General features: G+C 71.8%; 28 protein-coding genes and 2 tRNA genes. 12 read left to right on the forward strand and 18 right to left on the reverse strand.

The genetic code is table 11. The annotated features are described in order from the left end of the window. Nucleotides 1-11: 11 nt before the first annotated feature. Nucleotides 12-1,025 (reverse strand): 23S rRNA (guanosine(2251)-2'-O)-methyltransferase RlmB, encoded by a 1,014-nt coding sequence (gene rlmB / locus QM720_RS01100; protein ID WP_415124252.1) that lies wholly within the window; start codon nucleotides 1,023-1,025, stop codon nucleotides 12-14. Beyond that, nucleotides 1,018-2,421, reverse strand: a complete 1,404-nt coding sequence (cysS, locus tag QM720_RS01105) for a cysteine--tRNA ligase (RefSeq protein WP_415124254.1) — start codon at nucleotides 2,419-2,421, stop codon at nucleotides 1,018-1,020. Before cysS ends, rlmB begins: the two co-directional genes overlap by 8 nt. An 81-nt stretch (nucleotides 2,422-2,502) precedes the next feature. Here cysS and QM720_RS01110 point away from each other — a divergent pair, with 81 nt between their 5' ends. Continuing rightward, complete coding sequence (locus QM720_RS01110) at nucleotides 2,503-3,417, forward strand: DMT family transporter (RefSeq protein WP_415124256.1); 915 nt, start codon at nucleotides 2,503-2,505, stop codon at nucleotides 3,415-3,417. Between the two features lie 120 nt (nucleotides 3,418-3,537). Here QM720_RS01110 and ispD read toward each other — a convergent pair whose 3' ends face one another. Together ispD and QM720_RS01120 are read right to left on the reverse strand one after the other, a co-directional pair. Then, a complete protein-coding gene (ispD, locus tag QM720_RS01115) occupies nucleotides 3,538-4,716 on the reverse strand; it encodes a 2-C-methyl-D-erythritol 4-phosphate cytidylyltransferase (protein WP_415124258.1) in 1,179 nt (392 codons plus the stop codon). 52 nt (nucleotides 4,717-4,768) lie between these two features. Then, entirely contained in the window at nucleotides 4,769-5,251 is a 483-nt protein-coding gene (locus QM720_RS01120) for a CarD family transcriptional regulator (protein WP_415124260.1), read from the reverse strand. A 158-nt stretch (nucleotides 5,252-5,409) separates the two neighbouring features. Here QM720_RS01120 and QM720_RS01125 point away from each other — a divergent pair, with 158 nt between their 5' ends. Beyond that, nucleotides 5,410-5,877: a DNA modification methylase gene (locus QM720_RS01125; RefSeq protein WP_415124262.1), complete on the forward strand. Its 468-nt coding sequence runs from the start codon at nucleotides 5,410-5,412 to the stop codon at nucleotides 5,875-5,877. A gap of 9 nt (nucleotides 5,878-5,886) precedes the next feature. Here QM720_RS01125 and QM720_RS01130 read toward each other — a convergent pair whose 3' ends face one another. Continuing rightward, the gene (locus QM720_RS01130; RefSeq protein WP_415124264.1) at nucleotides 5,887-6,570 is read right to left on the reverse strand and encodes a response regulator; all 684 of its coding nucleotides are present in this window, start codon (nucleotides 6,568-6,570) and stop codon (nucleotides 5,887-5,889) included. Continuing rightward, nucleotides 6,567-7,790 (reverse strand): sensor histidine kinase, encoded by a 1,224-nt coding sequence (locus tag QM720_RS01135; protein ID WP_415124266.1) that lies wholly within the window; start codon nucleotides 7,788-7,790, stop codon nucleotides 6,567-6,569. The genes QM720_RS01130 and QM720_RS01135 overlap by 4 nt, the downstream gene beginning before the upstream one ends. A gap of 154 nt (nucleotides 7,791-7,944) precedes the next feature. On the opposite strand from QM720_RS01135, the gene phoU reads away from it, so the two are divergent. Then, nucleotides 7,945-8,631: a phosphate signaling complex protein PhoU gene (gene phoU / locus QM720_RS01140; RefSeq protein ID WP_415124268.1), complete on the forward strand. Its 687-nt coding sequence runs from the start codon at nucleotides 7,945-7,947 to the stop codon at nucleotides 8,629-8,631. Between the two features lie 129 nt (nucleotides 8,632-8,760). Here phoU and QM720_RS01145 read toward each other — a convergent pair whose 3' ends face one another. Further along, on the reverse strand, nucleotides 8,761-9,510 hold the full coding sequence (locus QM720_RS01145; RefSeq protein WP_415124270.1) for a phosphoglyceromutase: 750 nt from the start codon (nucleotides 9,508-9,510) through the stop codon (nucleotides 8,761-8,763). Nucleotides 9,511-9,550: 40 nt separating this feature from the next. Between QM720_RS01145 and QM720_RS01150 the strand changes: the two genes are divergently transcribed. Next, the gene (locus QM720_RS01150) at nucleotides 9,551-10,384 is read left to right on the forward strand and encodes a class I SAM-dependent methyltransferase (RefSeq protein ID WP_415124272.1); all 834 of its coding nucleotides are present in this window, start codon (nucleotides 9,551-9,553) and stop codon (nucleotides 10,382-10,384) included. 12 nt (nucleotides 10,385-10,396) lie between these two features. Here the strand turns inward: QM720_RS01150 and QM720_RS01155 are convergent, their stop codons facing one another. The 4 genes from QM720_RS01155 to QM720_RS01170 all read right to left on the reverse strand — a co-directional run bounded on the left by QM720_RS01155 (nucleotide 10,397) and on the right by QM720_RS01170 (nucleotide 13,615). Continuing rightward, complete coding sequence (locus tag QM720_RS01155) at nucleotides 10,397-11,443, reverse strand: FUSC family protein (protein WP_415124274.1); 1,047 nt, start codon at nucleotides 11,441-11,443, stop codon at nucleotides 10,397-10,399. Between the two features lie 53 nt (nucleotides 11,444-11,496). After that, on the reverse strand, nucleotides 11,497-12,588 hold the full coding sequence (locus QM720_RS01160; RefSeq protein WP_415124276.1) for a YgfZ/GcvT domain-containing protein: 1,092 nt from the start codon (nucleotides 12,586-12,588) through the stop codon (nucleotides 11,497-11,499). Between the two features lie 2 nt (nucleotides 12,589-12,590). Further along, entirely contained in the window at nucleotides 12,591-13,196 is a 606-nt protein-coding gene (locus QM720_RS01165) for an FABP family protein (protein WP_415124278.1), read from the reverse strand. Nucleotides 13,197-13,324: 128 nt separating this feature from the next. Beyond that, nucleotides 13,325-13,615: a hypothetical protein gene (locus QM720_RS01170; protein WP_415124280.1), complete on the reverse strand. Its 291-nt coding sequence runs from the start codon at nucleotides 13,613-13,615 to the stop codon at nucleotides 13,325-13,327. A gap of 105 nt (nucleotides 13,616-13,720) precedes the next feature. On the opposite strand from QM720_RS01170, the gene QM720_RS01175 reads away from it, so the two are divergent. The 7 genes from QM720_RS01175 to pstB all read left to right on the forward strand — a co-directional run bounded on the left by QM720_RS01175 (nucleotide 13,721) and on the right by pstB (nucleotide 21,720). After that, nucleotides 13,721-14,404, forward strand: a complete 684-nt coding sequence (locus QM720_RS01175) for a response regulator transcription factor (protein WP_415124282.1) — start codon at nucleotides 13,721-13,723, stop codon at nucleotides 14,402-14,404. Between the two features lie 67 nt (nucleotides 14,405-14,471). Next, nucleotides 14,472-16,637 carry an RNA degradosome polyphosphate kinase gene (locus QM720_RS01180; RefSeq protein ID WP_415124284.1) on the forward strand — a complete coding sequence of 722 codons (2,166 nt, stop codon included), beginning with the start codon at nucleotides 14,472-14,474 and terminating at the stop codon, nucleotides 16,635-16,637. Continuing rightward, complete coding sequence (locus QM720_RS01185) at nucleotides 16,634-17,572, forward strand: NUDIX hydrolase (RefSeq protein WP_415124286.1); 939 nt, start codon at nucleotides 16,634-16,636, stop codon at nucleotides 17,570-17,572. The genes QM720_RS01180 and QM720_RS01185 overlap by 4 nt, the downstream gene beginning before the upstream one ends. 128 nt (nucleotides 17,573-17,700) lie before the next feature. Beyond that, on the forward strand, nucleotides 17,701-18,807 hold the full coding sequence (gene pstS / locus QM720_RS01190; protein ID WP_415124288.1) for a phosphate ABC transporter substrate-binding protein PstS: 1,107 nt from the start codon (nucleotides 17,701-17,703) through the stop codon (nucleotides 18,805-18,807). A 64-nt stretch (nucleotides 18,808-18,871) separates the two neighbouring features. Beyond that, nucleotides 18,872-19,828, forward strand: coding sequence for a phosphate ABC transporter permease subunit PstC (gene pstC, locus QM720_RS01195; protein ID WP_415124290.1), 957 nt, complete (start codon nucleotides 18,872-18,874; stop codon nucleotides 19,826-19,828). A 1-nt stretch (nucleotide 19,829) separates the two neighbouring features. Beyond that, on the forward strand, nucleotides 19,830-20,921 hold the full coding sequence (gene pstA, locus QM720_RS01200) for a phosphate ABC transporter permease PstA (RefSeq protein WP_415124292.1): 1,092 nt from the start codon (nucleotides 19,830-19,832) through the stop codon (nucleotides 20,919-20,921). A 19-nt stretch (nucleotides 20,922-20,940) separates the two neighbouring features. Then, entirely contained in the window at nucleotides 20,941-21,720 is a 780-nt protein-coding gene (gene pstB, locus QM720_RS01205; RefSeq protein WP_415124294.1) for a phosphate ABC transporter ATP-binding protein PstB, read from the forward strand. A 153-nt stretch (nucleotides 21,721-21,873) separates the two neighbouring features. On the opposite strand, the gene QM720_RS01210 is transcribed toward pstB, so the two are convergent. The 3 genes from QM720_RS01210 to QM720_RS01220 all read right to left on the reverse strand — a co-directional run bounded on the left by QM720_RS01210 (nucleotide 21,874) and on the right by QM720_RS01220 (nucleotide 23,796). Then, on the reverse strand, nucleotides 21,874-22,758 hold the full coding sequence (locus tag QM720_RS01210; RefSeq protein WP_415124296.1) for an aminodeoxychorismate lyase: 885 nt from the start codon (nucleotides 22,756-22,758) through the stop codon (nucleotides 21,874-21,876). A 192-nt stretch (nucleotides 22,759-22,950) separates the two neighbouring features. Beyond that, nucleotides 22,951-23,586 (reverse strand): DNA-directed RNA polymerase subunit beta, encoded by a 636-nt coding sequence (locus QM720_RS01215; RefSeq protein ID WP_415124298.1) that lies wholly within the window; start codon nucleotides 23,584-23,586, stop codon nucleotides 22,951-22,953. A gap of 39 nt (nucleotides 23,587-23,625) precedes the next feature. Continuing rightward, nucleotides 23,626-23,796 carry a hypothetical protein gene (locus QM720_RS01220; protein WP_415124300.1) on the reverse strand — a complete coding sequence of 57 codons (171 nt, stop codon included), beginning with the start codon at nucleotides 23,794-23,796 and terminating at the stop codon, nucleotides 23,626-23,628. Nucleotides 23,797-23,893: 97 nt separating this feature from the next. Between QM720_RS01220 and QM720_RS01225 the strand changes: the two genes are divergently transcribed. Then, a tRNA-Lys gene (locus tag QM720_RS01225) sits at nucleotides 23,894-23,965 on the forward strand. Nucleotides 23,966-23,969: 4 nt separating this feature from the next. Here QM720_RS01225 and QM720_RS01230 read toward each other — a convergent pair. The 4 genes from QM720_RS01230 to QM720_RS01245 form a co-directional block, all read right to left on the reverse strand. Further along, complete coding sequence (locus tag QM720_RS01230; protein ID WP_415124302.1) at nucleotides 23,970-24,677, reverse strand: DUF2510 domain-containing protein; 708 nt, start codon at nucleotides 24,675-24,677, stop codon at nucleotides 23,970-23,972. Continuing rightward, nucleotides 24,674-25,261, reverse strand: coding sequence for an isochorismatase family protein (locus QM720_RS01235; RefSeq protein ID WP_415124304.1), 588 nt, complete (start codon nucleotides 25,259-25,261; stop codon nucleotides 24,674-24,676). The genes QM720_RS01230 and QM720_RS01235 overlap by 4 nt, the downstream gene beginning before the upstream one ends. Before the next feature lie 111 nt (nucleotides 25,262-25,372). Beyond that, nucleotides 25,373-25,768 (reverse strand): hypothetical protein, encoded by a 396-nt coding sequence (locus tag QM720_RS01240; protein WP_415124306.1) that lies wholly within the window; start codon nucleotides 25,766-25,768, stop codon nucleotides 25,373-25,375. A 66-nt stretch (nucleotides 25,769-25,834) separates the two neighbouring features. Beyond that, nucleotides 25,835-25,906: transfer RNA gene (locus tag QM720_RS01245), tRNA-Thr, on the reverse strand. Nucleotides 25,907-25,931: the final 25 nt, after the last annotated feature.

A 25,931-nucleotide genomic window follows, 5' to 3' on the forward strand; every position in this document is an offset into this window, starting at 1 on the left:
ATCAGTCTACATTAAGCGCTGCGCTCCGCCGACGCCGCGCGGATCGTCGCCACCTGGTACAGCGCGACCGATGCCGCAATGCCGGCGTTGAGCGACTCGGTGGCCGACGAGATCGGGATCGACACGATCTGGTCGCACGTCTCGGTCACGAGGCGCGACAGGCCTTTGCCCTCCGAGCCGACGACGATGACGACGGGACGGTCGGCGAGCTGCAGCCGCGGGAGCGACACGTCTCCCCCGCCGTCGAGGCCCAGCACGAACACGCCCTGCTTCTTGAACTCCTTGAGCGTCGTCGTGAGGTTCGGGGCGACGGCGACCGGGATGCGGGCGGCCGCTCCCGCACTCGTCTTCCAGGCCGCGGAGTTCACGCCCGCCGAGCGGCGCTGCGGCACGATGATGCCCTGGCCGCCGAACGCCGCCGTCGAGCGGATGATCGCGCCGAGGTTGCGCGGGTCGGTCACGCCGTCGAGGGCTACCAGCAGCGGAGTCTTTCCCGCACCCAGCACGTCTTCGAGCAGATCCTGCGGGTGGGCGTACTCGTACGGCGGCACCTTGAGCGCCACGCCCTGGTGCACGCCGTCGAAACCGGCCATGCGGTCGAGCTCGGGGCGGGTGACCTCCATCACGGGGATGCCGCGCTGCGTCGCGATCGCCAGCATCTCCTTGACGCGGTCGTCCATCTCGACGCGCTGGGCGATGTAGAACGCCGTCGCGGGGATCTTCGCACGCAGCGCCTCGAGCACCGAGTTGCGCCCCGTCACGTTCTCGGTGTCGTCGCCGGCCTTCGCCTTCGGCGCGCGGTTCGGGTTGCCGCCCTGCGGGCGCGCCCCGGGGCGGCCCTTGCCGCCCGCGGCGGCGTAGCGCTCGGCCGCCGCCTTGCGCTTGCCGGCGACGTGCCAGGCGCGGTCTTCGGCCCGGGGGGTCGGCCCCTTGCCCTCCAGCGCCTTGCGGCCGTTGCCGCCGGTGCCCTTCATCGGCCCCTTCTTCTTGCCCTTGCCCGCGGAGGGGTTTCCCGGCTTAGCCATCGCTCAAGCTCCAATACGTTCCGTCGGCGGAATCTTCCAGCACGATGCCCGCCGCCGCGATCGCATCGCGGATGCGGTCGGCCGCCGCCCAGTCTCTGTCGGCGCGCGCCTGCGCGCGCTGCGCGATCATCGTGTGGACCAGGGCGTCGAGCGCTCGCGTCTGCCCCGCGTCGCCGTCGTTCTGCCACTGCGGGTCGGCGGGGTTCATTCCGAGGATGCCGGTCATCCGGCCCACCTCGACGAGCGCCCGTGCCGCCGCGTCGCGATCGCCGGCATCCAGCGCGGCGTTTCCGGCGCGCACCGTCTCGTGCACGACGGCGAGCGCCTGCGGCACCCCGAGGTCGTCGTCGAGCGCGGCCGCGAACGCCTCCGGCAGGTCGGCGGCCACGAGCGGCGTGGCCGTGCCGAGCGTGCGCGCGGCGCGCTGCTGGAACGTGCGGATGCGCTCGAGGGCGGCGCTCGCCTCGTCGAACGAGGCCGGCGTCAGATCGAGGTTCGAGCGGTAGTGCGCGGCGCCGAGCGCGTAGCGGACGACGAGGGGGTCGTGCTGCGCGAGGATGTCGCCGGCGAGCAGGTGGTTGCCGAGCGACTTCGACATCTTCTGGTCGCCGACCGTGACGAGCCCGTTGTGCACCCAGTAGCGCGCGAACGCGTCGCCCGCCGCGGCCGACTGGGCGAGCTCGTTCTCGTGGTGCGGAAAGCGCAGATCGAGGCCGCCGCCGTGGATGTCGAACTCTGCCCCGAGGTACCGCGCGCTCATCGCGGAGCACTCGATGTGCCAGCCCGGGCGGCCCGGTCCCCACGGCGACTGCCAGACGGCATCCGCCGGCTCATCGGGCTTGGCGCCCTTCCACAGCGCGAAGTCGCGCGGGTCGCGCTTGCCGCGCGCATCCGAGTCGGCCGAAGGCTCCATGGCGTCGATCGACTGATGCGTGAGCGCCCCGTAGGCCGGCCACGACCGGACGTCGAAGTAGACGTCGCCGCCTTCGGCATAGGCGTGCCCCCGGTCGATCAGCCGAGCGATGAGCTCCTGCATCTGCGGGATCGACGCCGTCGCCCGCGGCTCATACGTCGGGGGAAGGATGCCGATTGCGGCATATGCCCGGTTGAACTCCTGCTCCATGCGGTACGCGAGCGCCCACCAGGGCTCGCGCTCCGTCGCGTTCAGCAGCACCTTGTCGTCGATGTCGGTGACGTTGCGCACGAACGTGACGCGCCCGTAGCGGCGGGTGAGCCACCGCCGCAGCAGGTCGAACGCGAGGGCGGCACGCAGATGATGGATGCCGGGCGCCGACTGCACCGTCGGCCCGCACACGTACACGGTGACGTTTGCGGGGTCCAGCGGCGCGAAATCGCGCAGCGTCTGCGTCTGGGTGTCGTAGAGCCGGACCGTCACCGCACCAGCCTACCCGCGCGTCGCCGACAGCTCAGTGATGTTGCAGCGCGCCCGGCGACCGGCATCCGGTAGAACGGGTACATGCTGCACGTGCTCGCCGTCTTCGCCGCCGCGCTGCTGTTCGGTACGACGGGCACCGCGCAGGCGCTCGGACCCGAGGGTACGACGCCCCTGTCGGTCGGCGTCATGCGGATGATCGTCGGCGGCACCGGGCTCGCGCTGATCGCCTCTCTGCTGGCGTGGCGGCACGCGCGTGTGCAGCGCCGCGAACGCCCCGACGCCGCCCGGCCGTCGTGGATGGCGAAGCCGGTGCTGCTCATGGCCCTCACCGGCGTGTGCCTGGCGGTGTATCAGCCGCTGTTCTTCCTCGGCACGCAGCGCAACGGCGTCGCGGTGAGCACCGTCATCGCGCTGGGCTCGGCGCCGGTCATCGCCGGGCTCGTCGAGTGGGCGCTCACCCGGCGGCTCCCGACCCGCACCTGGGTCGCCGCGACCGCGCTCGCCACCGTCGGCGTCGTGCTGCTCGGCGCCGGGGGCTCGGCGACCGGTGGCGGCGCCGACCCGCTCGGCATCGCGGGCGCCGTCGGCGCGGGGGCCGCGTTCGCCGTGTTCGCGAACATCCAGCGCCGACTGCTGGATGCCGGGTGGGATCCGTTCACCGTCGTCGGCGGGATGGGTGCCAGCGCGGCGCTGGTCGCGCTGGCCGCGCTGCCGTTCGTCGACGTGAGCTGGCTCGCCGACCCGCGCGGGCTCGCGATGGCGCTGTGGCTGGGCCTGGCGACGACCGCCGTCGCGTACGTGCTGTTCACGTGGGGGCTGCAGGGGGTGTCGGCGGCGACCGCCGCGACCCTCACCCTCGGCGAGCCGCTGACGGCCAGCATCCTCGGTGTCGTCGTGCTCGGCGAGCAGCTGTCGGGCCCGGCCGTCGCGGGCCTCCTCGTCCTCGGTGCCGGCCTCGTCCTGCTCGCCCTCGCTCACACCCGCGCCCGGGTGTGAGCGAGGGCACCCCCGTCGACCCCGCCGGTTGCGCACGACCCGGCCCCTTGCGAACCGTACGCAACCGGCCTGGTCGACACTAAGCGGCCGGGTCGACGCCGGGTTCCGGCGCGCGGCGCGTCACGCCGGGAACACCAGCGCGACGGCGAAGGCGGCGATGCCGTCGCCCGCGCCGGTGAAACCCAACCCGTCGGTCGTCGTCGCCGACACCGACACCGGCGCACCCAGCGCCGCCGACAGCACGGCTTCGGCCTCGGCCCGCCGCGCCGCGAAACGCGGGCGGTTCGCCTGCACCTGCACCGAGACGTTGCCGATCGACAACCCCGCCGCGGCGGCGAGCTCCCGGGTTCGAGCCAGGAAGACCGCGGCGTGCGCGCCGGCGTATTCCGGATGCGACGTGCCGAAGTGCGTGCCGATGTCGCCGAGCCCGGCCGCAGCGAGCACGGCGTCGACGATCGCGTGCGCGACGGCATCGCCGTCGGAGTGCCCGTGCAGCGCGGGCTCGCCCGGCCACTCCAGGCCCGCCAGCCACAGCGCGCCCTCGCCGCCGAACGCGTGCACGTCGGTGCCGATCCCCACCCGCGGCAGCACCGGCGCGGCCCGACTCACCAGCCGCGCCCGCTCCAGGTCGGCGGGCGTCGTGATCTTGAAGGCGCGCTCGTCGCCCACCACGGTCGTCACCGGCACCCCCGCCGCCTGCACGAGCGCGGCGTCGTCGGTGTGGTCGATGGATGCCGCGGCATACGCGGCATCCAGGATCCTGCGCCGGAACCCCTGCGGCGTCTGCGCCGCGGTGAGATCCGAGCGGTCGACGGCCTCGACGACGGCACTGCCCGCGACGCGCTTGATCGTGTCGACGACCGGCAGCACCGGCAGGACGGCATCGGCGCCGGCATCCAGGGCGGCGATGACGCGCTCGAAGACCGCCGGCGGCGTGAGCGCACGGGCGGCGTCGTGCACGAGCACGAGGTCGACATCGGGCCAGACGGCGGCAAGCCCCGCGGCCACCGACTGCTGTCGGGTCGCGCCGCCCGCCACGACGCCGGCGAGGTCGCGGCGGTCGTCGCCGGGGCGCTCGGCCGCCACGCGCACCTCGGTCAGCGCATCGCCGACGTGGCGCTCCGGAGCGACGACGACGACCTGCGCCGGCGGAGCCGCGAACACGCCGTTCAGCGCGTGCCGCAGCACGGTGTGGTCGTCGAGACCGACGAACGCCTTCGGCGCCCCCGCCGCCAGCCGGATACCCGAACCGGCGGCCACGACGACGATCGCGACGCGCGGAACCGGCAGGATGCTCATGGCTCCGAGCGTAGCGCTGCGCTGTGCTGCCTCAGCGCTTAGCTGTGCCGCCTCAGGAGGCGAGAACCTCGCTGAGCACGCCCGAGGCGTGGTCTTCGTCGGCCTTCAGCGCGAGCGCGATCTCGGAGACGAGGATCTGGCGGGCCTTGGCGAGCATGCGCTTCTCGCCGGCCGACAGACCGCGGTCCTGGTCGCGGCGCCACAGGTCGCGCACGACCTCGCTCACCTTGATGACATCGCCCGACGCGAGCTTCTCGAGGTTCGCCTTGTAGCGGCGCGACCAGTTCGTCGGCTCTTCCGTGAAGGGCGCGCGCAGCACGTCGAAGACGCGCTCGAGTCCGTCCTTGCCGATCACGTCACGCACACCGACCAGGTCGACGTTGTCGGCCGGAACCTCGATGATGAGGTCGCCCTGCGTGACATTCAGCTTCAGGTACTTCTTCGTCTCGCCCTTGATGACGCGGTCTTTGACCTCGATGATCGTCGCGGCCCCGTGGTGCGGATAGACGACGGTCTCGCCAACCTCAAAAAGCATGCAGTTGTGTCCTTTCGGCAACCTTAAGAATACCACAGGGGGAATACGCTAAGGTTCGCCGGCGCAGGCGCGCGGCATCCGGGTGCAGCGAGAAACGCCGGAATCGCGTGCCCGTGCGGCATAGAATGAGCCTGCATCGACTCGCCTCAGGAGGATCTGTGAAATCGCGCCGTCTCGCCGCTGTCGCCCTGGCCGCCGCCGTGGTCCTCACCACCGCGGGGTGCAACATGATGGCCCCGCAGGCCACCACGATCACGTACTCACCTGCCGAGGGCGCGACCGTCTTCTCGTCCGAGCCGCTGAAGGTGCGCAACGCCCTGCTCGTGGCCGACGAGTCGGGCACGTCGGCGAACTTCCTCGCCGCAGTCGTCAACGACACCGACGACGACCTCACCCTCCTCGTGGGCCTCGACGGCGACACGCAGCGCGTCAAGGTGCCCGCACGTTCGGCCGTCAGCCTCGGGTACGACGGCGCCGAGCCGCTGCTGTTCACCGGCCTCGACGCGAAGCCCGGCACCGATGTCGAGCTGACCTTCCAGTCGGGCACGGGCGAGGCCGTGGCCTACCGCATCCCGGTGCTCGACGGCACGCTCGACTACCTGGCCGACTTCGTCCCCGCCGACTGACGCCCGGACTCACGGCTCGAAGCGGTACCCCAGCCCGCGCACCGTCAGCAGCATGACCGGTTCGCCCGGGTTCTGCTCGATGCGCGAGCGGATGCGCTTGATGTGCACGTCGAGCGTCTTCGTGTCGCCGAAGTAGTCGCTCCCCCACACCCGGTCGATGAGCTGGCCGCGGGTGAGCACCCGGCCGGCATTGCGCATGAGGAACTCGAGCAGCTCGAATTCCTTGAGCGGCATGGGAATCACCTTTCCCTCGACCGCGACCGTGTGCCGGTCGAGGTCGAGCACGACGCGGCCGCCGTCGAGGACGCGCTCGTCGAGGTCGGGATCGGCCGTGTCGCTGCGACGCAGCACGGCGCGCATGCGCGCCAGCAGCTCTCGCGACGAGTACGGCTTCGTGATGTAGTCGTCGGCGCCGAGCTCGAGTCCCACGACGATGTCGATCTCGGAATCCTTCGCGGTCAGCATGATGATCGGCACGCGCGATGTCGCGCGGATGGTGCGGCACACCTCGGTGCCCGGCATCCCGGGAAGCATGAGGTCGAGCAGCACGACCTCCGCACCGCGCGCGGCGAAGGCCTCGAGGGCGGCGGGGCCGTCTTCGGCGATCTCGACCTCGAACCCCTCCCGCTGCAGGAGGTAGGCGAGCGGGTCGGCGAGGTCGGGCTCGTCCTCGACCAAGAGCACGCGGGTCATCGTCTCATCTCTCCCTTCGCCCGGTCGCGGGCGATCTTCTTCCTGCTCTTCTTCGTGCGCGCGCCCGGGATGTCGTCGGGGGCCGCCACGGCGGGCAGACGCACGGTGAACGTCGACCCGCGACCGGGCCGCGACCACAGTTCGACCTCGCCGCCGTGGCGCTGCACGGCGTGCTTGACGATCGACAGGCCGAGGCCGGTACCGCCGGTGCGGCGCGACCGGGCGTGGTCGGCCCGGTAGAACCGCTCGAACACGCGCTGCTGATCGGCTTCGGCGATGCCGATCCCGCGATCGCTCACCGCGATCTCGACGACCTCGCCGCCGAGGGATGCCGCGACGCGCACCCCGACGCCCACCTTCGCGCCCCGCGGCGAGTACGCGACCGCGTTCGCGAGGAGGTTCGCGAGGGCTTCGGTCAGCACCTGCGCATCGCCGCGCACGTAGGTGCGACGGGTGCCGCCGCGCACGATCTCGATGCCCGCGGCCTCGGCCGCGACCGCCTGCGACGCGATGGCCGCCGCGACGATCTCATCGACCGAGACGTCGCGCAGCTCGGTGAGCTCGTCGGCCGCCTGCAGCCGCGACAGGTTCATGATGCGCGAGGTCAGCTGGCCGAGCCTCGCCGCCTCCGCCGTGAGCCGGCCGGCGAACCGGCGCACCTGGTCGGGGTCGTCGGCCGCCGACTCGATCGCCTCGGCGAGCAGGCTCACGGCACCGACCGGCGTCTTCAGCTCGTGGCTCGTGTTGGCGACGAAGTCGCGGCGCATCTGCTCGATGCGCTCACGCTCGGTGATGTCGCGGATGACGATGAGCGTGAGCCGCGGCGTGATGACGCTGGCGCGGGCGACGACGAGCCGCGGCTCGACGCCGCGTCGCAGCTCCAGCGTCTCGGTCTCGGTGCGCTCGGCGCGGCGGGCCGCGCGGGCGAGGGCGCGCAGTCCGTCGCTGCCCTGATCACCACCGGGCAGCGCGCTGCCGGCGCGCATGCCGAACAGCTCGGCGGGCGCCGAGGCGGCAACGACGTGCAGCGAGGTGTCGACGACGACCGCGACGTCGTCCATCCCCTGCAGCACGGCGCGCGTGCCGTCGGGCAGCAGGGTCGACGCCTGCACCCGGGCGCGATCGCGCGCGCGCAGGGCGAGCAGCAGCACCCCCATCAGCGCGGCGCCGATCAGGAGGCCGATCGCGAGCGCGACGAGCGCCAACTGCGTCGGTTCCATGCACTCCAGCGTAGGGTGGGTGACGCCCGGTTATCGCGGTTTGGCGTCCCGCAAGCACTCCCACCGTCAGTGTTCACCGTTGTGGCACCGTTCGTTAACCTTCGCGGGTGAGGATCGGCCGACGCCCCCGAAGACACCCCGAAAGAGGCCCCTGATGCGCGAAGTGTTCCACCAGTCGCTCGAAGACGTGCAGTCGCGTCTCGTGGAGATCTCCGAGCTCGTCACCGTCGCCATCGACAAGGCGACCCGTGCGTTCGGCACGAGCGATGTGGCGCTGGCCGAAGAGGTCATCGAGGCCGACCAGGTGATCGACGACAAGGCGATCGCGCTCGACGAGCTGGCGATCCAGATCCTCGCCCGGCAGCAGCCGGTCGCCCGCGACCTGCGCATCGTCGTCGCGGCCCTGCGCGTGAGCGCATCGCTGGAGCGCATGGGCGACATCGCCGAGCACATCGCGCAGCTGACCCGCATGCGCTTCCCCGAGCGCGCCATCCCGAAGGGGCTGAAGAGCACCTTCACCCGCATGGGCGAACTCGACGTCGAGGTGGCGCGCACGCTCACCGAGCTGCTGCGCACCGAGGATCTCTCACTCGTGGAGACCCTGCGGGGCCTCGAAGACCAGCTCGACGACCGTCACATCGCTGTCTTCGAGAAGGTGCTCAGCGAGGCCTGGAAGGGCGAGGCCTCGGCGACCGTCGATGCGACCCTCGCCAGCCGCTACCTGGAACGCTTCGCCGACCACGCCGTATCGGTCGGCAAGAAGGTCGCCTACCTCGCCACCGGCGACTGGACCCCCGACACCGACACGATCGCCGTCATCGCCGCGGGCACCGACGGCTGACCTGGACGCGCCAAGATGCAGGACCGGGCGTGACAGAAGTTGCCCCGGCCCGCCCCTGCGGCGTGTTTTGTCACGAGTGTTTCTGCATCCTGGCAGGGCGGGCACCGACGGCTGAGCCGCCTCTCGGCGTCAGCCCTTGCCCTGGCTCGCGACCGCGGCGGCGCCGGCGGCGGCGGCCTCGGGGTCGAGGTACTCGCCGGGGCCGAGGGGCATGAAGTCCTCGCCGAGGCGGTACACGAGCGGGATGCCGGTCGGGATGTTCAGCTCGGCGATGTCGGCGTCGCTGATGCCGTCGAGGTGCTTCACGAGGGCGCGCAACGAGTTGCCGTGCGCCGTGACGAGCACCGTCTTACCCGCCTTCAGGTCGGGGATGATGTCGTTCTCCCAGTAGGGCAGCATCCGGTCGATGACGATCTTCAGCGACTCGGTGCGCGGCACCTCGCCGTCGATGCCGACGTAGCGCGGGTCGTCGACCTGGCTGTACGCGGAGTCGTCGGGCAGCGGCGGCGGCGGCACGTCGAACGAGCGGCGCCACAGCATGAACTGCTCGTTGCCGAACTGCTCCAGGGTCTGCGCCTTGTCCTTGCCCTGCAGGTCGCCGTAGTGACGCTCGTTGAGACGCCACGAGCGCTTGACCGGGATCCAGAGACGGTCGGCGGCATCCAGCGCCAGGTTCGCGGTCTGGATCGCCCGGCTGAGCACCGACGTGTGCAGCACGTCGGGAAGCAGGCCGGTCTCCTTCAGCAGTTCACCGCCGCGCGTCGCCTCGGCGCGGCCCTGCTCGGTGAGGCGCACGTCCACCCAGCCGGTGAACTGGTTGGTCTTGTTCCACTCGCTCTGCCCGTGGCGGAGGAGGATCAGCGTGTAGGGAGCGGTCATGCTCCCATCGTAGCCATGCGGCGGCTGGCATCATGGGTCCATGCCCGCCGAGCCCGCCCGCACCCGCGGTGCCGTCGGCCGGATCACCCGCGGCACCACGAACACCAACCGCCTGCGCCGCGTCGACCGCTGGATCGCCCGGCATCCGGCGCTGCGTCGCACACCCGACCCGTTCGTCGTCGACCTCGGCTATGGCGCGAGCGGGGTGACCGCGTTCGAGCTCGAGGCGCGCCTGCGCCGCGCCCGGCCCGGGGTCGAGGTGCGGGGCCTGGAGATCGACCCCGCCCGCGTCGCCCGCGCCGAGGCGCAGCTGGCCGAGGTGCGCGCCGGCCGCACGCCGTTCGCGCAGGACGCGCGGGTGTCGTTCGCGCGCGGCGGGTTCGAGGTGCCGGGCGAGCGGCATCCGGCCGTCATCCGCGCCTTCAACGTGCTGCGCCAGTACGACGAGGCCGACGTGGATGCCGCGTGGCAGCGCATGGCTGCCCGGCTGCAGCCCGGCGGCATCCTCGTGGAAGGCACGTGCGACGAACTGGGACGCATCTGCACGTGGGTGGAGGTCGGCGCCGACGCCGTGCCGCGCACGCTGACCGTCTCGCTGCGGCTCGCCGAGCTCGGCTCCCCCGCGGTCGCGGCCGAGCGGCTGCCGAAGGCGCTCATCCACCGCAACGTCCCCGGCGAGCCGGTGCACGCCTTGATCGCCGCGCTGGATGCCGAGTGGATCCGCGCCGCCCCCGCCTCCGCCTTCGGCCCGGTGCAGCGCTGGCGCACCGCGCTGGGCGCCCTGACCGCCGCCGGCTGGCCGCTGCAGGCCCGCGCGCGCTGGCGCCTCGGCGAGGTCACCGTGCCCTGGGCGCTCGTCGCGCCCGCGTCCTGACGCGGCCCGCGCCTACACGCGGGGCGGGGCGGCACGCGCGTCGGCGGGCGGCATGCCGGCGGCGATCATCAGGTCGACCGCCAGCGGGCGCAACGCGCCGATCAGGTTCTGGTCGACGCTCGAGCGGCCCGCCGCCAGCGCCGCCGGGTCGAGCCGTGCGGCGACGGCGCGGATGGCCTCGCGGGCCGGCGGCTCCATCGAGATGTCGTCGAGGGACTGCGCGACCAGCGCGGCGCCGGCGCCGAGTTCGGCCAGCAGCTCGGCCGCGACGGGGCGGGGCTCGCCGTCGTCGCAGAGGTACACGATCCGTCGGGCGATGACCCGGAGATTGCGCACGGCCAGGTCGAGGTTCGTCTTGACCCGCTGCTGCCGCTCCAGTTCGCTGCGCTGGCGCACCAGCACCGGCGAGATCCGCGCCGTCGCGAGCCCCGCCGCGAGCGAGGCGTGCCACGCGTCGACCAGCGGCTGCAGCGCCCGCGCCTTCTCCAGCCCCCGCGCGGCCCGCAGCCGGTCGCCCCGGCGCAACGCCTGGACCAGGGTCGCCACCGTGCCGTCGAACGCCGTCAGCAGCGCCCGCCCGTCGCGGGCGACCGTGCGCAGGGGGCTGCGCGGCACGAGCACCATGACCACGAGCGCCGCGACCCCGCCGACGATGCCGTCGAGCAGCCGGAGAAACGGCGTGCTGGGCATGATGACGACGATCGCGGACTGGATGCCGGCCGCGACCGCGAGCGCCGGCTGCACGGACAGGAACCGGGCGATCACCAGGCTCGCCGCCAGCGTCGTCGCCAACTGCCACCAGCCGGTGCCCGCCAGCAGCACGATCGTCTCGGCGACGAGGATGCCGACGACCATCCCGATCACCGTCTCCAGCACCCGCCGGGGGCGGGTGTCGCGGACCAGGCCCAGGCTCGACACGGCGATCGTCACCGCCAGCAGCGGCACGGGATGCCCGAGCACCGATGTCGCGAACGCGTACGCCGCGGTCGCGGCGATCACCACCTGCGCGATCGCCACCGCCGAGTCGGCCACGCGGCGCAGCCCGGGCCGCGGGTCCACGCGCGAGCGCCACCCCGTGGGGATCGGCGTGGTCGGAGGCGCGGCGGACATCGTCAGCGGCGGGAAAGACGCGGCAGGCGGGGCACGTTCGCGGTGCGCCCGGCATCCGGCGGGACGATCGTCTCCTGCGCCGCCGCGACGGTGCCGCCCGCGACGGCCACCGTGAGCGCGGCGTCCGGCGGGACGGTGCGCTTGACGTAGGCGAGGGCGATCGGGCCCTCCTCGTGGTGGCGCGCCACCGAGGTCACCGCCCCGACGACGTCGTCCCCGACGCGCACCTCGGCGCCCGGTGCGGGCAGCTCGGCGTCGCTGCCGTCGAGCTGCAGCGCGACGAGCCGCCGCGGCGGATGGCCCAGGTTGTGCACCTTCGCGACGGTCTCCTGCCCGCGGTAGCACCCCTTGTCGAGGTGCACCGCCGTGCGCAGCCAGTCGGCCTCGTGCGGCAGCGCGCGCCCGTCGGCCTCGCGCGCGGCGCGCGGGCGCCACGCGGCCACCCGCAGCGCCTCGGCGGCGAGCAGGCCCGCGACCGGCTGCGCCCCCGCGGCGGCCGCGGCGGCGAGGCTTTCGTACCCGGCGAGGTCGATGACCGCCTCGGCCCAATCGCGCTCCGCGCCCGGATGCGGGTCGACGGCCGCGTACCCCCAGCCGCCCGCCGCGACGTGCGGCCACGGGTCGCGCCAGACGGCGAGCGCGGGCAGCGCCGCCACGGCATCCGACGTCCCGCCCACGACCCGCAGGTCATCCCGCAGCGCGAGCTCGACGCGCAGGCGGAACCGCATCCGGGTCAGCCAGCTCAGCAGGGTCTCGGCGTGCGAGCGGTCGACGATCAGCCACGTCGTGAGCCCGTCGTCGACGAGGGATGCCGCGTGCTCCACATGCCCCTGCGGGTCGAGCACCAGCAGCTCGCTGCCCTGCCCCGACGCGAGGGCGGCGACGGCCTGCGACGTGATCGCGTCGAGCCACGACAGCCGGTCGGGACCGGTGAGGGTCAGCACGGCGCGGTCGCCCAGCGGGGCGAGGGCGCGGCCGGCGGCGAGCTCGCGCTGCTCGCGCAGGGGCTCCCCGAGATGCACGAGCCCCGCACCACTGAGCACGGCGCCGTCGAACACCGCGCCGGGCACCGCCGCGAACGGATCGGAACCCACGGTCACTCCGCGCGCGCCAGGCGCGCCGAGGCGTGCGAGGCGAGCTCGCCGCCGAGCGCGGCGATGTCCCACGCCCACAGCAGGTGGCCGTCGACGTACCCGTACATGCGGGTCGCGGCGGTGTAGGGCTTCGCCCCGGCCGGGCGGATGACGGCATCCGTCGCGAGGTCGATGCGCGCACCGCGCACCTGCCCGAGGTACAGCTCGCTGATGCCGTCGGAGTGCACGATCGCGACCTCGAGGTCGAACCCGCCCTCGGCGCCTCGCAGCGCCTCGACGTCGTCGGCCGTGCGCGGCGCCGGACGCGCTTCGGATGCCGGCAGCAACCCCGGTCCGGCCTCGAACGCGCCCGCCGGGCGCGCCAGCCGCCAGTATCCGGTCTCGGCGACCAGCGCCGTCCGCGCGCCGTCATCGCCGAGGAGCCAGGCCGACCCGGTGTAGCCGAGGTAGTCGCCGCCGTCGTGGCTGAAGCTGACCCGGTGGGCGAACTCGCCCGAGAAGGAGGTGCCGCCCGCCTCGTAGGCGATGACGCCGGTGCCCTCCCACACGCCGAGCAGCCAGGAGAGCGGGACGATGTCCGCCGGCAGATCGGTCGGAAGGTCGAACACGGCGCTCAGCGCTGGCCGCGGTAGAGGTTCTTGATCACGACGCCCGAGACGAACACGATGGCGAGCGAGGCGAGCGCGAGCAACCCGACGAAGAAGAATTCGAGTGCGACGAGGTCCATGCCGATACTCTACCCGGAGAACAGGCTCGACAGCCCGAGCCCCAGACCGATCAGCCCCATGACGACGAGCGCCCCCACGGCGCTGGCGGCGACGCGCTGCAGGAACCCGTCGGCGTGCCCCTGCACGAGCTGGATGACGAACGCGAGGACGAGGCAGCCCGCCATCCCCACCGGCATCCAGGCGGCACGCCACCCGTCGGGAGCGACGATCCCGATCGTGACGGCGACGACGGCGGCGGCGATCCAGACCGCCACGACGCCGGCGAGGGACGAACGTGCGGCAGCGGCGGGAAGGGTCATGGCTCCATTGTGACGGCATTGTGCCCCGCACCGCGAGACCGTGCCCCGCAGCGCGAGGTCATAGAATGATGGCCACGGCTTTTGGATCAGCCGGAAGGGACCGCATTGGCTCACCTGCTCGTTCTGAGTTCCGCCGCAGGCGGGGGGTCTGCCCTGCCCGCTCTGGAACTGCTGAGCCACCGCGTGCGCCAGATCCCCGCCGAGCCCGCCCAGCTGGTGAACGCGCCGAGCGCCGACGTCATCTTCCTCGACGCGTGCGGCGATCTCGTCGGAGCGAAGTCGCTGTGCCGCATCCTCACCGCCACGGGACTGGATGCCCCGCTGCTGCTCATCGTCACCGAGGGGGGTCTGGCGGCCGTGTCGCACGATTGGGGCGTCGACGACGTGCTGCTGGTCAGCGCCGGCCCCGCCGAGGTCGATGCCCGCATCCGCCTCGCCATCGGCCGGCACACGGCCGAGCACGTCTCCAGCCGGGTGCAGACGTCGGGCATCACGATCGACGAGTCGTCGTACTCGGCGAAGGTGCACGGGCGGCCCCTCGACCTCACCTACAAGGAGTTCCAGCTGCTGCACTTCCTCGCCACGCATCCCTCGCGCGTCTTCACCCGCGAGCAGCTGCTTTCCGAGGTGTGGGGCTACGACTACTTCGGCGGCACCCGCACCGTCGACGTGCACGTGCGGCGGCTGCGCGCCAAGCTCGGCGACCTCGAGCAGCTCATCGGCACCGTCCGCAACGTCGGCTACCGCTTCAACGTGTACGACGACGACCAGGTGCCCGCCACCCGCTGACGGCCCGCCCGACATTCCTGGGTGAACTGTTAACGCACACGCCGCCTCTGCCTGACATGATGAGGGGATGATCGACACCGACGTTCTCGACACCGGACTGGGCGACGCCGACGACGACGACTTCGACGAGGCCGTCGAAGTCGTCGATTCGCAGCTGCCCGACCACCGCTACATGGACCGCGAGCTCAGCTGGCTCGCGTTCAATCAGCGCGTGCTGGAGCTCGCCGAGGATCCCGCCCTGCCGCTGCTGGAGCGGGCGAACTTCCTCGCGATCTTCGCGAGCAACCTCGACGAGTTCTTCATGGTGCGCGTCGCGGGGCTGCGCCGTCGCATCCTCACCGGTCTCGCCGTGCCGACCAACGTCGGCCGCGCGCCGCAGGACGTGCTCGCCGACATCTCCGAGGCCGCGCACGCGCTGCAGCTGCGCCACGCCCGCGCCTGGGCCGATCTCGTGCAGCCGGAGCTGGCCGCCGCCGGCATCCAGGTGGTGTCGTGGGACGACCTGGATGCCGCCGACCGCGAGGGCCTGTCGGACTACTTCCACGCTCAGGTGTTCCCGGTGCTCATGCCGCTCGCGGTCGACCCGGCCCACCCCTTCCCCTACATCTCCGGGCTGTCGCTGAACCTCGCGATCCGCATCCGCAACGCGAAGACCGGCCGGCAGGAGTTCGCGCGCCTGAAGGTGCCGCCGATGCTGCCGCGCTTCGTCGCGGTGCCGAGCACGGACGGCACGTCGCGCTACCTGCCGCTGGAGCAGCTCATCGCCAATCACCTGGGCGAGCTGTTCCCGGGCATGGAGGTCATCGAGCACCACACCTTCCGCCTCACCCGCAACGAAGACATGGTGATCGAGGAGGACGAGACCGAGAACCTCATCCAGGCGCTCGAGGCCGAACTGCTGCGGCGCCGGTTCGGGCCGCCCATCCGTCTCGAGGTCACCGAGCAGATGGACGATGTGACCCTCGATCTGCTCATCGCCGAACTGGACATCACCGAGCAGCAGGTCTACCGGCTGCCGGGGCCGCTGGACCTCCGCGGCCTGTTCGACCTGTCGCGCATCGACCGCCCCGAGCTGCACTACCAGCCGCACGTGCCGACGACGGCGACTGCCTTCCAGCCCGCCGAGCAGAACGGCCGCGCCGACCTGTTCGCCGCCATCCGCAAGGGCGACGTGCTCGTGCACCACCCGTACGAGTCGTTCACGACGAGCGTCGTGGCGTTCCTCGAGCAGGCGGCGCGCGACCCGCACGTGCTGGCCATCAAGCAGACGCTGTACCGCACGTCGGGCGACAGCCCGATCGTGAAGGCCCTCATCGACGCAGCCGAGCGCGGCAAGCAGGTGCTCGCCCTCGTCGAGGTGAAGGCGCGCTTCGACGAGGCCGCCAACATCGTGTGGGCGCGCAAGCTCGAGAAGGCCGGCGTGCACGTCGTGTATGGCCTCGTCGGGCTGAAGACGCACTGCAAGCTGCTGCACGTCATCCGCGAGGAGGACGGTGCCCTCCGCAGCTACAGCCACATCGGCACCGGCAACTACAACCCGAAGACCAGCCGCCTCTACGAGGACTTCGGCCTGTTCACCGCCGACGAGCAGGTCGGCCGCGACCTGACCCGCCTGTTCAACGAGCTCTCCGGTTACGCGATCGAGAAGAAGTTCAAGCGCCTGTTGGTCGCTCCGCTGCACCTGCGCAAGGGTCTGCTGCGGCAGATCGACAAGGAGCGCCTGAACGCGCTGGAGGGCAAGCCCGCGCACATCCGCATCAAGGTGAACTCGATGGTCGACGAGGAGATCATCGACGCCCTGTACCGCGCGAGCCAGGCCGGGGTCCGCGTCGACGTCTGGGTGCGCGGCATCTGCGCGCTGAAGGTGGGCCTGGAGGGCGTCAGCGAGAACATCACGGTGCGCTCGATCCTCGGCCGCTACCTCGAGCACTCGCGCATCTTCGCGTTCTGGAACGACGGCGACCCGCAGGTGTACATCGGCAGCGCCGACATGATGCACCGCAACCTCGACCGCCGCGTCGAGGCGCTCGTGCGCGTCGCCTCGACCCCGCACGCGAAAGAGCTGGTCGCGCTGTTCGACATCGCGATGAGCGACGAGACGAGCTCGTGGCACCTGGAACCCGACGGGTGGGTGCGGCACAGCCTCGACGCGGCCGGCGAGCCCCTGACCGACCTGCAGGACGACACCATGGCGCAGGTGCAGCGCCGCCGCCGAGCACGGGCGGTGCGATGACCGACACTGCCGTCTACGCAGCCGGCGGCGTCGTCTGGCGTCTGGTCGAGGGCAAGCTCAAGGTGCTGGTCATCCACCGCACCGCGTACGCGGATGTGACCCTGCCCAAGGGCAAGGTCGACCCCGGCGAGACCCTCGCCCAGACGGCCGCCCGGGAGATCTTCGAAGAGACCGGCATCAGGGTGGCCCTCGGCATCCCCGTGGGCGTCTCGCGGTACCGCATGCCCAGCAAGCGGCAGAAGATCGTGCACTACTGGGCCGCCGAGGCGACGGATGCCGCCATCCGCGCGTCGGCGTTCGTGCCGAACAAGGAGATCGCCGCGATCGAGTGGATCTCGCCGCGCAAGGCGCTGAGCTACCTCTCCTACCCCGTCGACGTCGAGATCCTGGAGCACTTCCTGCGGTACGTCGACGACGGCGTGCTCGGCACGTTCCCGATCGTCGTGCTGCGCCACGCCAAGGCCGTGGGCAGGGAGGGCTGGGAGGGGCCGGATGCCGCCCGCCCGCTGACCGGTCGCGGCACGCGGCAGGCCAAGGCCCTCGTCGGGCCGCTGCGCGCGTTCGGCGTGCGCAAGGTCGTCTCCAGCGACGCCGTGCGCTGCGTCACGACCGTCACCCCCCTGGCCGCCGCCCTCGGGCGCGTCATCGAGCGCACCCCGCTGATCGGCCAGGACGCGTGGGAGGACGGGTCCGCCGACGTCCGCAAGGTGATCGGCCAGCGCGTGCGGGCACGCAAGCCCGCCGTCGTGTGCAGCCACGGGCCGGTGCTCCCCGGCATCCTGACCGAACTGGCGCTCGCCACCGGGACCCTGCGCGGCTCGTACCTCGGCAGCGCGTCGGCGCTGGCGGTGGGGTCGTTCTCGGTCGTGCACCTGTCGGCGACCAACCCCGGTTCGGGGATCGTCGCGATCGAGACCCACGACCCGAAGCTGTGAGCCTCGCGGGCACCGCCCGCGTTCACCAGTCGTTCACCCGCGCACCGCACTCTCGTAAGAGTCGGTGTCTACCGTCGGGGCGTGCCCTGCACCGGGCCGCACATCCCTGACAATGTGAAGGACTCACAGTGAAGCTCACCCGCATCGCCCAGCTGGGCGCTGTCGCCGCCGTCGCGGCCCTCACCCTCACCGCCTGTGCCGCGAACGAAGGCGGCACCACGCAGCCCACCGGCGACACCGAGACCACCGCCGCCCTCAGCGGCAGCCTCGTCGGCCAGGGCGCCTCGTCACAGCAGGTCGCCATCCAGGCGTGGACCGCGGCGTTCAACCAGTCGAACCCCGACGCGCTCATCGAGTACGACCCGGCCGGCTCGGGCACGGGCCGCGAGTCGTTCCTCGCCGGCGCCGTGAACTTCGCCGGCTCCGACCGCGCGTTCAAGACCGACGAGATCGCCGCGGGCGGCTTCGGCGCCTGCACCGAGGGCTCGGGCATCGTCGAGATCCCCGCCTACGTGTCGCCCATCGCGATCATCTTCAACGTCCCCGGCATCGACGGGCTCGACCTCGACGCCGAGACCGTCGCCGGCATCTTCGCCGGCACGATCACCACGTGGAACGACCCGGCGATCGCCGCCACCAACTCCGGCGTCGACCTGCCCGACCTCGCGATCAACCCTGTCCACCGCTCCGACAAGTCGGGCACCACGGCCAACTTCACCGACTACCTGTCGGCGAACGCGCCTGACGTGTGGACCTGGGGCTCGGTCGAGGAGTGGCCGACCGGCGTCGTCGGCGAGGCCGCCGAGAAGACCTCGGGCGTCGTCGAGGCCGTCAAGGCCGGCGAGGGCTCGATCGGCTACGCCGACTCGTCACAGGCCGCCGACCTCTCGTCGGTGGCGGTCAAGGTGGGCGACGACTTCGTCGACCACTCCCCCGAGGGCGCCGCGATCGCCCTCGACGCCTCGGAGATCGAGTCGGGCCGCACCTCCGGCGACCTCGCCTTCGCGATCGACCGCACCACCACCGCGGCCGGCGCCTACCCGGTGTTCCTCGTGAGCTACCTCATCGGCTGCGAGCAGTACGACGACGCGAACGTCGCCGCGCTGGCGAAGGGCTTCTTCGAGACCGCCGTCAGCGAGGCCGGTCAGGCCTCGGCCGCGACCAACGCGGGCAGCGCGCCCATCTCGGACGACCTGCGCGAGCAGTCGCTCGCGGCGATCGCCCTCATCAAGTAAGCGGAACGGGGTGGCTCCGCCTCGCGCGGAGCCACCCCACCGTCCCGAACCAGGAGACAGCGCGTTGACAGCACCCACCTCGGCACCCGCGGCACCCGCGCGCATCGCCGCCACGCAGCGTCCCGGCGACCTGTGGTTCTCGGGCACCGCCGTGTTCGCCGGCTCGATGATCGTCGTCACGCTCGCCGCGGTCGCGATCTTCCTCGTCGTCCAGTCGCTGCCCGCCTTCGGCCTCACCTCCGACGACGCCTCACTGCTGAAGACAGGCTTCTGGGACTACGTCCTGCCGCTGCTGTTCGGCACGATCTGGGCGGCGTTCCTCGCCCTCCTCGTCGCGGTGCCGCTGTCGCTGGGCATCGCCCTGTTCATCACGCACTACGCGCCGCGCCGGCTCGCGCAGGGTCTCGGCTACATCGTCGACCTGCTCGCCGCGGTGCCCTCGGTCGTGTTCGGCCTCTGGGGCATCCTCGTGTTCGCACCGTCGGTCGTCCCGACGTACAAGTGGCTGGGCGAGAACCTCGGCTGGCTGCCGTTCTTCTCCGGTCAGGTGCTCAACTCCGGCCGCACGATCCTCACCGCGGCGCTCGTGCTGGCCGTCATGGTGACCCCCATCATCACCGCCATCTGCCGCGAGATCTTCCTGCAGACCCCGCGCCTGCACGAGGAAGCCGCCCTCGCCCTCGGCGCCACCCGCTGGGAGATGATCCGGATGGCGGTGCTGCCGTTCGGACGCTCCGGAATCGTGTCGGCATCCATGCTCGGCCTCGGACGCGCCCTCGGCGAGACGATGGCCGTCGCGATGGTGCTCTCTGCCACGAACGTCGTCACGCTGCAGCTGCTGACATCGCAGAACCCCTCGACGATCGCGGCGAATATCGCCCTCACCTTCCCCGAGGCGTACGCCCTCAACATCAACGTGCTGATCGCGACGGGTCTCATCCTGTTCGTCGTCACCTTCGCCGTCAACGCCGTGGCCCGCTGGATCGTCAGCCGCCGCAAGGAATTCTCCGGAGCGAACTGACATGACCCTCGCACCTGCTCCCGCCCGTTCCGTCGGCGCGCACGTCCCCCTCACCTCGGGGCACCTCCCCCGCTGGACGCCCTGGGCCGTCCTGGCCGGCTCGCTCGCCGTCTTCGGCGCGATCTTCGGCATGCTCGCCGCCGCCGGCGGGGCCGAGTTCTCGATCGGCGGATGGATCGTCCTGTCGGTCATCGCGTTCCTCGCCTTGATCTACGCGATCTCGCGCATCGTCGAGGGCGCGCGCCGCGCGTTCGACCGGTTCGTCACCGGCATCGTCTCGTGCGCCTTCGCCATCGCGATGGTGCCGCTGGCATCGGTGGCGTGGACGGTCGTCGCGAACGGCGTCGCCCGCTTCGACGCGACGTTCTTCAGCAGTTCGATGCGCGGCATCCTCGGCGAGGGCGGCGGCGCCGTCCACGCCATCTGGGGCACGCTGCTGATCACCGGCGCCGCCGCGATCATCTCCATCCCGATCGGGCTCATGACCGCCGTCTACCTGATCGAGTACGGGCAGACCTCGCGCCTCGGCAAGGCCATCACCTTCCTCGTCGACGTGATGACCGGCATCCCGTCGATCGTCGCGGGTCTGTTCGCGTACGCGCTGTTCGCGCTCATCTTCGGCCCGGGCGTGCGCCTGGGATTCGCCGGCGCGATCGCCCTGTCGGTGCTGATGATCCCCGTCGTCGTGCGCTCCAGCGAGGAGATGCTGCGCCTCGTGCCCAACGAACTGCGCGAGGCGTCGTACGCGCTCGGCGTGCCGAAGTGGCTCACGATCGTCAAAGTCGTGCTGCCCACCTCGATCGCCGGCATCACGACGGGCGTCATGCTGTCGATCGCCCGGGTCATCGGCGAGACCGCGCCGCTGCTGATCACCGCCGGGTTCACCGACGCGATGAACGTGAATCTGTTCGACGGGCGCATGCAGACGCTGCCGGTGTACATCTACTCGCAGTACGCCTACAAGGGCATTCCGCCCGAGGCATACATCGACCGCGCGTGGGCCGCCGCCCTCACCCTCATCCTCATCGTCATGGCCCTCAACCTCGTCGCGCGCATCGTCGCGAAGGTGTTCGCCCCCAAGACCGGCCGCTAGGCCCCGTTAGGAACCACCCGTGTCCAAGAGCATCGACGTCAACGACCTCAACGTCTACTACGGCGACTTCCTCGCCGTCGAAGGCGTGTCGCTGGAGATCCAGCCGCGCAGCGTGACGGCCTTCATCGGCCCGTCCGGCTGCGGCAAGTCGACCTTCCTGCGCACCCTCAACCGCATGCACGAGGTCATCCCGGGCGCCCGCGTCGAGGGCGAGGTGCTGCTCGACGGCGACGACCTCTACGCTCCCGGCGTCGACCCGGTGCTCGTGCGACGCCAGGTGGGCATGGTCTTCCAGCGCCCCAACCCGTTCCCGACGATGTCGATCAAGGAGAACGTGCTGGCGGGCGTCAAGCTCAACAACAAGCGCATCTCCAAGAGCGACGCCGACGCCCTGGTAGAGCGCTCGCTGCAGGGCGCGAACCTGTGGAACGAGGTCAAGGACCGCCTCGACAAGCCCGGCTCGGGCCTGTCCGGCGGCCAGCAGCAGCGCCTGTGCATCGCGCGCGCGATCGCCGTGGCGCCCGACGTGCTCCTGATGGACGAGCCCTGCTCGGCCCTCGACCCGATCTCGACGTTCGCGATCGAGGAGCTCATCCAGGAGCTCAAGCAGGACTACACGATCGTCATCGTCACCCACAACATGCAGCAGGCCTCGCGCGTGTCGGACAAGACGGCGTTCTTCAACATCGCCGGCACCGGCAAGCCCGGCAAGCTCATCGAGTACGACGACACCAACACGATCTTCACGACGCCCGCCGAGCAGGCCACCGAGGACTACGTCTCGGGACGCTTCGGGTAGGGCCGCCGGTCGGTCGCCGCCGCCGCGCCGCCGCGCCGCCGCGCCGCCGCGCCGACACGAACTCCGCAACGTGTCGCGTACTCCGCATCCGAAACCGCTTTCCGGTGCGGAGTACGCGGCATTCTGCGGAGTTGGTGCGCGCGCCCGGGCGGGTCAGTCGCGCGGGCTGAGCAGGTAGGCGTTCATGGATGCCGTCAGCTCGGCGTCGTGCGGCAGTTCCACGTCGTCGATCGCGGTGAGGGGAGCCGCAAGCCGGATGCTGGAGACAAGCCAGGCGGCATCCGCTCGCGCCAGGTCGACGACCGGGATCGCCTCGTAGGCCGTCGCGAATCCTTCCCGCTCGAGGTGGTCGAACAGGCTGAGCTGGGTCGTCCCGTGCAGGATGCCGGCGTTCGTCGCGGGCGTGACGAAGGTGTCGCCGCGTCGCAGGATCAGCGACGCGGTCGGCGCCTCGAGCACGTAGCCGTCGCTCGTCGTGAAGACGGCGTCGTCGGCGCCGCGGCGCCGGGCCTCGCGGATCGCGGCCATGTTGACGGCGTACGACAGCGTCTTCGCCCCGAGCAGCAGCCACGGCGCACGGGCGGGGACGTCGAGCGCGTAGCCGCGATCGAGCGTGACGACCCGGATGCCGCCGACGCGCACCGCGGTGAAATCCGCGGCCGGGGCGGCGGTCGCCCAGGCGGTCGGCGTCGGGCCGTGTTCGATGCCGCGGCTGAGGATGAGCTTGATCACGGCTTCGCCGGGCCCGCACGCGGCCGCCGCAAGGGCCACCGCCTGACGCCACTGCTCGGCGTTCGGCGCGGGCAGGTCGCACAGCCGCGCCGAGTGCGCCAGCCGCTGCAGGTGCGCCTCGACCTCCTGCGCGTGGCCGTCGACGACCCCGATCGACTCGAAGATGCCGTCGCCGCGCTGCGTGCTCAGCTCCCCCACCGTCAGCGCCGGCGCCGCCGGGTCGACCTCGGTGAACGTGTCGCCGAAGCCGGTGCGCGCGTCGTCGTGCGCGGCGGGGTCGATCATGAGCGCGAAGTGCCAGGCCATACGCCGAGCCTACGCGGCGGAGGTCGGCTAGACTCGTACCGCCGGGCCGCAGTAACCCCGGGCTCCATCTTCTGCCGCTGCGAGCGGACACGCGCCGAGAGGCGTTCTGCGGCCCGGCATCCTCAGCGTTCGGGGAGCGCAAATGGTCCCGATCTCGCTGTTTCGAGAGCCATTCGCGCTCCCCGAACGCGACTAGGTCAGGCTGTCGCGGCGCCACAGGCCGGCGCAGGCGGTGAGGTCGCGGGCGTAGGTGTCCAGGCGCAGAGCGCGCGTGGTCAGGGCGCTGGAGCGCTCGGGCTCGCTCGTGTCGTAGTCGTCGGCCAGGTCGGCGGCCCCGGCCGCCTCGACGCGGCAGAACGACGCGGTCCGTTCCAGCGCCACGGCGAAGTCGCCGGTGAACGCTCCGCGCAGGATCTCGTCGACGAGGGCCGTCAGCTCTTCGGGACCGGCAGGGTTCGGGGCGCCCGCGACGACGACGTCGACGGTGTGGCGCACGGCGCGTCCGCGCTCGTACAGCAGGGCCGCGGTGCGGGCATCGCCGCGCACCATGAGCCGCAGCAGGTACAGCCGCCACAGCGTCCCCGGCAGCGACAGCGCCGGCGCGTTCGACCACAGTTCGGCGATCGTGTCGATGCCGTGCGTGTCGGTGAAGGTCACGAGGCGCTCGACGAGGTCGTCGGTCGGCTGCTCACGCACGCGCCCGACCAGCGCGGCGGCCGTCGTGTGCGCGATGCGGGTGACCTCGGCCGGATCGTTCGCCGAGACCTGGCGGTCGAACACCTCGCCGGGGCGCCGCACGGGGCGATGGAAGTCGCGGGACTCGCTCACCCGTTCAAGGCTACCCGCGCGCTGCGGGTCGGGGCCGCATCACCCGAGCAGGTTGCTGATGGCGCCCGCGATCCACCCCAGCCCGACCAGCCCCACGATCACCGCCGTGATGCCGACGATGATGAGGGTCCAGTTGCGCCGCTGGATGGTCTGCACGACCTCCGTCGGAGGCGCCGCCTCGGATGCCGCGTCGTCACCGTTCTCGCTCATCGCACTCCCCCGTGCCTCGCGCCGTATCGCACGTTCTCAGCATGCCGCATCCGCCACGCGACGCGCGCACGCCGCGCGCCAAGTACGCTGGAGGTGCGCCCCCGTAGCTCAGAGGCAGAGCAACGGACTTTTAATCCGTGGGTCGAGATATCGTAATTCTCCGGGGGCACCCTTCACGTGGTCGGCAGGGTCGCGAGCAGTTCCTGGAGGACCACCGAGACGAACTGCACGGTCCAGATCGTGAGGACGACGAAGCCCACGACCGTCACCCCGATCCACACCCACAGTGCCGCCCAGCCGCCGTCGCCGGTGCGCCGCTTCAAGACGACCGAGCGCCCGATGACGTAGACGCCGAGCAGCGTCACCTGGCTCAGCACGAAGAACGACCACGCCCAGTGGAACGGCCGGACGACGCCGCGCCGCCCCAGTTCGCGCCAGTCGAGCCAGCTGAAGACGATGGATGCCGCGAACAGGCCCCACCCGGCCACGCCGAGCACCAGGCTCTGCACGACGAACGGCGCCACCTGCGCCGCGTCGACGTCGCGGCCCGCGGCATCCGCCATGGCCACCTGCAGATAGGTGTCCCAGTCGAGCAGGAAGACGGAGAACAACGGCAGCGTCGACGCGACGATCGCGAGCCAGATCCACACCGTGTGAGTGGCGATGCCGGTCTGCAGCGGCGCCTGCGGCACCGGCGGCGCGGGCGTGTAGGCGGAAGCCGCCGCGTAGCCGCCGGGCGCGTACCCGGCCGGTGCGGACGGCGCGGCAGGAACGGCCGGCGCGTGCGGCGACGGCTCGGCCCACGCCGCCCCGTCCCACCAGCGAGCGCGCGACGGGTCGGACGGGTCCGGGTACCACCCGGCGGGGATCTGTCCGCTCATGCGGATACCTCCGTGAGTTCGGCGCCCGCGTGGGCGAGCTCGGCCAGTGCGGCCTCGGACGACGCCGGCGCGACGCCGGCGACGAGGTCGGTGAAGATGCGCACGTGCAGCCCGTGCGCGATCGCGTCCAGCGCCGAGGCGCGGACGCAGTAGTCGGTGGCGATGCCGGTCACATCCACGCCTGTGACCCCGTGCGCCGTCAGGAGGTCGCCGACCTTCTCCCCGGCATCGGTCGTGCCCTCGAACAGCGAATAGGCGGGCACGCCCTGCCCCTTCTTGACGTGGTGCGTGACGGCATCCGTCCGCAGCGCGGGGTCGTAGGCGGCCCCCTCGGTGCCGGCCACGCAGTGCACCGGCCAGGTGTCGACGAAGTCGGGCCGAGCGTCGCCGAGCGCGAAATGGCCGCCGTTGTCGCCGTCGGGATCGTGCCAGTCGCGGGATGCCACGATCAGCGCGTACTCCCCCGCGTGCGCGACGAGGTGGTCGCTGATGCCCGCCGCGACGGCATCGCCGCCGTCGACGCCGAGGGCGCCGCCCTCGGTGAAGTCGTTCTGCACATCCACGATGAACAGTGCTCTGGTCATGCTTCGAGGCTAGCCCGGATGCCGGGGTGTGGCGCATCCGACGCGGCGACGCCCCCGACGATGCGCCCCGCGGGCTGCCCCTCGCGAACGGCCGACGAAGCGCGGCCGGCGTCAGCCCCGTGCGAAGTAGAGGACCCAGGAGATCGCCTGGGCCACCACGGCGAGCAGCAGCAGGCCCGCCGCCATCGAGGTCGCGGCGCGCAGTCCGGGCGCGCGCCGGGCGAGCCGGATCCGCCCGCGCCAGCCGTGGCGGTACCAGAGGGATGCCGTGTCCTTCCCCGCGAGGGTCTCTGCCTGCGCGGCGTTCAGCACGGCGCTGTTGGCGTCGCCGTCGGCGTCGAACCAACGCGCCGTCGGGGCGTCGCCCTCGCGATCGATGATCGCGTCGGCGGGCAGCCACGTGCCGTCGGCCGCCCACATCGCGACCGCGACGACGCCCAGCAGCACGGCTCCGCCCAGCCCCACCCAGGTGAGGATCTCCAGCACGGCATCCGCTGCGTGGTCCATCCAGAGCCGCCTCTCCACCGCCGCAGGCCCACGACGACGAAAGGCCCTGGCGGGCCTTTCGGTATGAGCCACCTGTCAGGATTGAACTGACGACCTTCCCATTACGAGTGGGATGCTCTACCACTGAGCTAAGGTGGCGTGCCGCGGATCGCTCCACGCACGA

This window comes from Microbacterium sp. (assembly GCF_047602155.1).
Lineage (GTDB): Bacteria > Actinomycetota > Actinomycetes > Actinomycetales > Microbacteriaceae > Microbacterium.